The sequence below is a fragment of the Emticicia sp. SJ17W-69 genome, from assembly GCF_051209875.1.
Taxonomy (GTDB): Bacteria; Bacteroidota; Bacteroidia; order Cytophagales; family Spirosomataceae; genus Emticicia.
In genome coordinates, this window is the sequence record NZ_JBNTQY010000001.1 from 3770969 (window position 1) to 3777661 (window position 6693).

Annotated in this window: 5 protein-coding genes; 1 reads left to right on the forward strand and 4 read right to left on the reverse strand. The window is 31.7% G+C overall.

What is annotated here, in order from left to right; all coding sequences use genetic code 11:
• Positions 1-4 precede the first annotated feature (4 nt).
• The gene (locus ACQUQZ_RS15350; RefSeq protein WP_435355901.1) at positions 5-2044 is read left to right on the forward strand and encodes a hypothetical protein; all 2040 of its coding nucleotides are present in this window, start codon (positions 5-7) and stop codon (positions 2042-2044) included.
• 147 nt (positions 2045-2191) lie between these two features.
• On the opposite strand, the gene ACQUQZ_RS15355 is transcribed toward ACQUQZ_RS15350, so the two are convergent.
• From ACQUQZ_RS15355 to ACQUQZ_RS15370, 4 genes are all read right to left on the reverse strand, one after another.
• Positions 2192-3466 carry a DUF6786 family protein gene (locus ACQUQZ_RS15355; protein WP_435355902.1) on the reverse strand — a complete coding sequence of 425 codons (1275 nt, stop codon included), beginning with the start codon at positions 3464-3466 and terminating at the stop codon, positions 2192-2194.
• A gap of 224 nt (positions 3467-3690) precedes the next feature.
• Positions 3691-4137 (reverse strand): hypothetical protein, encoded by a 447-nt coding sequence (locus ACQUQZ_RS15360; protein WP_435355903.1) that lies wholly within the window; start codon positions 4135-4137, stop codon positions 3691-3693.
• Positions 4138-4175: 38 nt separating this feature from the next.
• On the reverse strand, positions 4176-5483 hold the full coding sequence (locus ACQUQZ_RS15365; RefSeq protein WP_435355904.1) for a glycoside hydrolase family 140 protein: 1308 nt from the start codon (positions 5481-5483) through the stop codon (positions 4176-4178).
• Between the two features lie 265 nt (positions 5484-5748).
• Positions 5749-6693 carry a gliding motility-associated C-terminal domain-containing protein gene (locus tag ACQUQZ_RS15370; protein ID WP_435355905.1) on the reverse strand — a complete coding sequence of 315 codons (945 nt, stop codon included), beginning with the start codon at positions 6691-6693 and terminating at the stop codon, positions 5749-5751.

Genomic DNA, 6693 nt, shown 5'->3' on the forward strand with positions numbered 1-6693 from the left:
CAAAATGAAACAATACTTCTTAATATTAATGATTATTTGTGCATGGAATACGTTTGCACAAGAAACACACTTAGGTATAATCGCCAAAGTGCAAGATAATAAAATAGTAGTACGATGGATGCCTTTAGATTATCAAACATGGAAATTAGGGAATTTAAATGGCTATCTATTAGAACGAAGAACTATTACTCGAAATAATATCAAAGTAAATGAATCTTCAATATTATTAACAAAAAAGCCTTTAAAACCATTAAAAGAAGACTTCTGGACTCGTTTCGGTAAAACTAACAAGTTTGCTGAAGTAGCTGGAAAATTACTATATCAAGAAACAAGTTCAGATACTACTACACAAAATCTTCAATTTGCTATGTCTATGCTAATGAGTAATATGTCTCCTGGGATTTCAAGTGGGATGGGCATGTTATATGAAGACAAAACCACAAACAAAGGTGAAGTGTATGAATACACTACTAAAATTGTGGATAGCTCAATTTTCGCAAAAACTATTATCAATACCTCAAAAAAAACGATACTTTTACCACCTCGAAATATCTATGCTGAGTTTTCTGATAGTACAGTTTTTATTCGTTGGCAAGTAACAGATTCTTTACTTCACAGTGCATTTGTTGTTGAACGCTCAGATGATGGTGGGGTTTCTTTTAAAAGCATTGATGTTAATCCAATTCTAATTTCCACAGAACCAGATTCATTAGGTCGATTTTTTGGCACAAAATCAGATAAATTGCAACGTTTTTACCAAAATTACTATTATCGAGTTAAGGCAATTACACCATTTGGAGAGCTTAGCCAAGCATCATCAATCGTCAAAGTAATGGGTTATCGTGATAAATTGCCTTTACCCAAAGTCTCTTATCAATTTTTGCCTAAAAATAGGGTCTTAATCAATTGGACTTTTCCTGATTCTCTTCAAAATGAAATGCTTGGATTTGAAATTTATCGTTCAGCAAAATTAGACCAAAAATATGAACTCTTATCCAAAAAACGAATCACTCGTAATGCAAGAATATTTGTTGATTCTCTTCCACTTTCAGAAGGCTATTATCGTGTGGTTGCCATCGATTGGGCGGGAAAAGAGCATACTTCTTATCCTGAATTTGTACAAATGGACGATACAATTCCTCCAATCAAACCTATTATTAAGATTAAAAGAATCAATGAAAAGGGAGTTGTTACACTTAAATGGTCAGCAAACAAAGAAAGTGATTTTCAAGGATATAGTATATTTAGAGGTGAAAATCCAAAACAAGAATTCAGTATTATTAGTAAAGAAATTTCAAAAGATACTGTTTTAACCGATACACTTTCTTTGGTTTTGCTCAACAAAAAAGTTCTTTATACCATTATCGCTTACGATAAACGATTAAATGCTTCGATACACTCAGATACAATTATTATTAAAAGACCAGACATTATTCCTCCCTCATCGCCAAATTTTACTTCATTCAATGTTAGTGATAGCACTATTTATTTAGAATGGGTCAATAGTTTTAGTGAAGATGTAATCTATACAGTTTTGTTAAGACGCCCTATAAGTGATTCTATTGCTTGTTTAGTACATGGTTTTAGGAATAACAATCTGAAAAGTACGTTAAATGAAATTAATACTCAAACTTCATTTTTAGAAGTAACCGCAGAAGATAATATTACGTATGAATATAGTTTGGTTGCTTATGATGAAAGTGGTTTAGCTTCCAAACCTACAACTATTCAATTATCGAAATTGTTTACAGGCGTTCGTAAAGCTATATCACCAATAACTTTTGAATTTGATACTACGGCAAGAAGCACTAAGATTACGTGGTTAGCTCCCAAACAAAAAGTTAGAAAATATATCTTGTACCGAAAAAGAGGAGAAAATGAATATATTTCTGTTTACAAACAATTTGAAGGCAAATATGCTTCCTTTACTGACACTAATATTGAATCCAATATTAGCTATTATTACCGATTAATGGCAATTTTTGAAGATGGTAGTGAAACAAAACTAAGTGAAATATTCACTGCAAAAATACCTACCAAATAACCCGTTCGTAGAATCTAATAGATTCTACGAACTTCCGAATTTTACCATAAATAACTGACCATCAAATATTTATAATTTATTCCATCTTAATATTTATTCAAAAGTTAGTACAACGTACTTCATTTTCAATAAAAACAAGCATTTTACTTACTTCAATGTCCCTTCTATTTCGCTAAGATTCACTCCCAATACTACTTTAGATAAATCATTCAATGCCTTTTTATCTCCTTCAAAATGGAATGTTCGATGATGATGGGTGATACTTTCACTGGTTTTCAAAGCTTTAGTCGAAGAATTTGATTCTAATTCTATAAAAGGACCTAATTGACTACCATCAGGCGTTTTTCCGTCATTATAAGCATTGAAAGCATCTCCTTTATAAGGTTCCGAGTGTCTTTCCCAAGTAGATTTAAGATAGTCGCCCTCTGTATCAAGGTCAAATTGGACGATGGTTAAAATTCCTCTTTCAGCGTCATAAGCACCAGCAAAAGGTTTTGCAGAAGGAGGAGCTAAACCAATTTTTCCTCGACTTTTACCATCTCCTTTAAAATAAGCAACGGAATCTACTATTTTCAATCGGTTATCAGGTATTTTTCCAAAATAGTCATCTGTTAACAATACCTTTTTTGTATTTGTAAATGGGGCAATCATCGTTGTTTCTTCACTTGGATTATACATTCCTAAAATCCAAATGCCTAAAGTTCCTTTATCTTTCGACCAATCTTTTCCTATATTCTTTATTATGTTTTCGCTCTCGAAACCTACATATTTTAGGGAAAGAGACGGTGTAACTTTCAAATACTTTTCAATGTCCTTTCTACTCAAAACAGATATTTTGCGGGTAATTTCAATGTCAAAATCTGTTCCTGAATAATTTTCAAGCGTTCCTCTCTTCTTAAAAGTAGCTTGTGATTTATTAGATTCTACGTTTTCATAACTTTCTGTGTCAATCAAGGAGGGTGTTTGCCAATTTTCAAAATCAAACTTTGCTCCTTTTTTGAAAAATATTGAGAATTGCCCACCTTCAGGTGATAACCAAAGGCGTTCTTCTCCGCCAAAAGCATTCATGTGAGGTTTTAATTTCCCTGATTCAATTAAATCATAATTGATCCAACCATAGCTATTACCATTTAATCCATCAGCGGTACTTGTCATCACTCGGCCCTGATAATCACCAATTACAATAATTTGTGCATCAGGGTTATCTTCAGCCTGAAGTACAATTAGTGGCTTTTGCTTTTCTAAAAATGTCAAATCATAACCAAAAGAACCAGGAGCTGATGAAACATTTTGCGTAGAGTCCGTCATACTTTGCATTTCATTTTTAATATTTTTACAACCAAAATGGCTATAAACTAGTGCAATTAAAACGATTGTATTGCTAAAGCCATATAAAGCTCTTTTTTTAGATAATCCTGACATATTATAAGTATTTTGGGTTAAATATTTGCGTAAATATATTTTCTACTTGATATTAATTACCATTTTTTCAATGGTTTAAAATACTCATTTATAGTAATTATAAATCTAAAATTACCTTTTGGTGCTTCAAAAAACTATCGCTCTTGAGTGTAAAAGTTTAGGTTTCTATATAAATGTTTCTATTTCTTGAATTTCATATTAATTGAGTCGTACTATCTTCTGTCTTAATTTTTTACCCTTCTATATTTCTCAATAATTATATGATCAACACCCAATTTTTCAACCTTTTCAATACCTTTTTGAATTAAAGTATCATTGACAATCTTTACTACAAATTCAAATTTATTATTTTCCCATTCACGGCTACTAAAATATTCTAAATGTTCTGTGTAAATACTATCTTTTAATGTGTATTGACCACCTCCAGCACTATAGGCGGCTGTAACAGAATCTTTTCCCATGCTTAGGTCATGACTTAGGAAAGCAAAATGGGTCGGATTAATAATTTTTATCATTTTAAGTTTTGGATTAAATGTCGAAACGGTCGAATCCTTTTCAGTACTTGTGGCTGAAACCAATTCCCACGTGCCAATAATTGATGGTTGATTTTGCTTATTTTCGCAAGAAAAAACAACCATAGAGATTAAAAAAATGCCAATTGTTAATTTCATATTTTTACTTTTAATAATGTTTGATTAATATTTTTTAATTATGGCTTTGGATATTTTTTTGAAGCATCATCAAGTATTAATACCCAATCTTGTCCATAGCCTGATGTTGGTGGTGTAAATTGTTTAGTTCCTTTATTTTCGAAAATTCCAAGATCTTTTACATCACCATTTTTTGGATTAAACCAGTAGCCAACTAATTGATTACCTAGTATTTTTCCTAAATTTATTGTCATTGATTTTCCCAAAGCCGTATAAACAAAGAGATAATCATTGCCTCTGGTAGCTTGAATACGTTCGTAGGCTGAAAGATTATTTTCCAAGACAATTGATTGATCTGGAATTCGCTCAAGCATCGGGCGTGATTCCATCAAACGTTTAATCAATTTTACTTGTTTAGCGGCAGGCAAATCTAATGCCTGTTGCCAAAAAACATGGGGGCCATTCACCCCCTCTCTATTAGGTGAATACATTTGCCAAATATCATGACACCCATAAGTACAGCCAAATGCTCCTGCAAAGAGGTCTAAATAAAGCGATTTTCGAACGTCATAAGCATTAGTTGAACCAAATTCATTGGCATTGAAACAAACAGGGTGATCTTCATAAATCGGTTCTCCATCAACTGTTGGTTTAGTTGGCAGACGGTCATAAGAGCCTTTTATTTTATCATACACATTATTATCACGACAATGACCTGTTTGAAACATATTAAAGTCAAACCATTCATCATTATGAAACCATTCACTCGACCCTTCATGATTAGGTTGAGGATGAAATGTCATCATCAAATTATCATTTCCGGCTGCTTCTGCCATTCCAGCCGCCATCGAACGCCAAATTTCTACATCATTCGTCCCTGCTCTTGGATTTCTATCTCCACCCAAAATCCAAATAATATTTTTACGATTTTTATAACGATTGGCTATCCATTTACCATAAATTTTAGCATTTTCAATATTGAAAATTTCAGGGCCTTTCCCCCAACGTTCTTTGCTTATTTTATCTCCCCAAGTTGGTAAAAAACCAATGGTTAAGTCATATTCTGCTGCTTTATCAATAATAAAATCAACGTGTTTGAAGTATGCTTCGTTGGGTTTTGTAGGGTCATTATCAATTAATGGCTTTTCACCATAAGCATTAGGTAAATTTAGTCCATCCATTTCTGCCAACGCAACAGCTTGAATCAAAGTAAAACCTTGACTTGCACGTTTACTGAAATAATATGTTGCAGATTCTCGATCCAAAACATGAAACAGTTCCCAAGCGGTATCTCCCATCCAAAAGAATGGTTGATTGTCCTTTAAAATATATCTTTTGTTGGCACTAACTTTAAATGTTTGTGCCATTGATCCAAAACTAATAAAAATAATTGTTAAAATTTCACAAAAGACCTTCATTATTTTTTTATATTATATATTTGAATTGTACTACAAATGTAGATTAAAAAATCAATATATAATTCAACATATTCTTATATTCTTAGGATAATTAAATGAGACGATTTTTAGAGAAAGTCAACTCAAATGTATAAACTTTTATTGGCGAAGAGGATGGAGATTATTCTAAGTAATTGATAATTGTATTTAATACCTTATTATCATTTTTAATACATTATCTAATCAAGAAAATTGTACCAATCTTTTCAAAAGGCTGATTAAATTTATCTTTGGCAGTGATTTTGTAGGCATAATTGCCTGAAGGGCTTGGTGTAATTCGGTCAAATTGAGTTCCATCCCATCCTGAATTCATATCAAAACTTTCAAAAACTATATCTCCCCACTTATTGAAAATAGTCATTTTGAATTCAACTATTCTTTTACCTTTGGCTTCAAAAATTTCATTGATGCCATTTCCATCAGGGGTAAAAGCATTAGGTACAAAGATATTTGGAGGTGGAATTATTGTAAAAGAATTTGAATAAATTTCAATAGGATAATTAATAAATCTTTGACTATTCAAATTAAATGTTGTGCGTTGAACGGCTCTTACTCTAATAACAGCTTGATCAAAATCATCCATTTCTTTTTTTACACCATTTACATCTTTGATATTAGCTGATAACATGGTAGTTCTATATGAATTAACTCGATTTATCGAACCATCATTATTGATTATATCAATATAATATTCCACTGGTTCAGCGTTTGGCAACTTCAAAAAGGGTGTCCAATTGATTGTATTTGGCTCATTGGAGCTCAGAAAAATGCTACAAAATGGAGCTGAAATTTCAGATTGTACACCATCATCACCTATATATGATACTCGATAACAATAGGTTTGTTTATTAGGGTCAACATTTTTATCAGTAAAGAAATTGTCTGTGGTTTTTGCAATTTCTTTATAATTATTTGAGTCACCATCTGCTCTATAAAAAATATATTGAGAGGCTTTTATTTCATCAGTTCTTAGAACAATGACTTTAATATTTTTAAAATCAGTTGTTACAGACACAAATCCAACATCAAGTGTTCTTTGAGAATATACAGCAATACTTGATATATTTATGATAAAATATATTATTAATAGCTGTTGAATATATGTTTTAATGGCATTCAT

Excerpts from the sequence above, each read along its gene's own strand:
- ACQUQZ_RS15355 (WP_435355902.1), bottom strand. The coding sequence starts at position 3,466 with ATGTCAGGATTATCTAAAAAAAGAGCTTTATATGGCTTTAGCAATACA.
- ACQUQZ_RS15370 (WP_435355905.1), bottom strand. The coding sequence starts at position 6,693 with ATGAATGCCATTAAAACATATATTCAACAGCTATTAATAATATATTTT.
- ACQUQZ_RS15365 (WP_435355904.1), bottom strand. The coding sequence starts at position 5,483 with ATGGCACAAACATTTAAAGTTAGTGCCAACAAAAGATATATTTTAAAG.
- ACQUQZ_RS15360 (WP_435355903.1), bottom strand. The coding sequence starts at position 4,137 with ATGAAATTAACAATTGGCATTTTTTTAATCTCTATGGTTGTTTTTTCT.
- ACQUQZ_RS15350 (WP_435355901.1), top strand. The coding sequence starts at position 5 with ATGAAACAATACTTCTTAATATTAATGATTATTTGTGCATGGAATACG.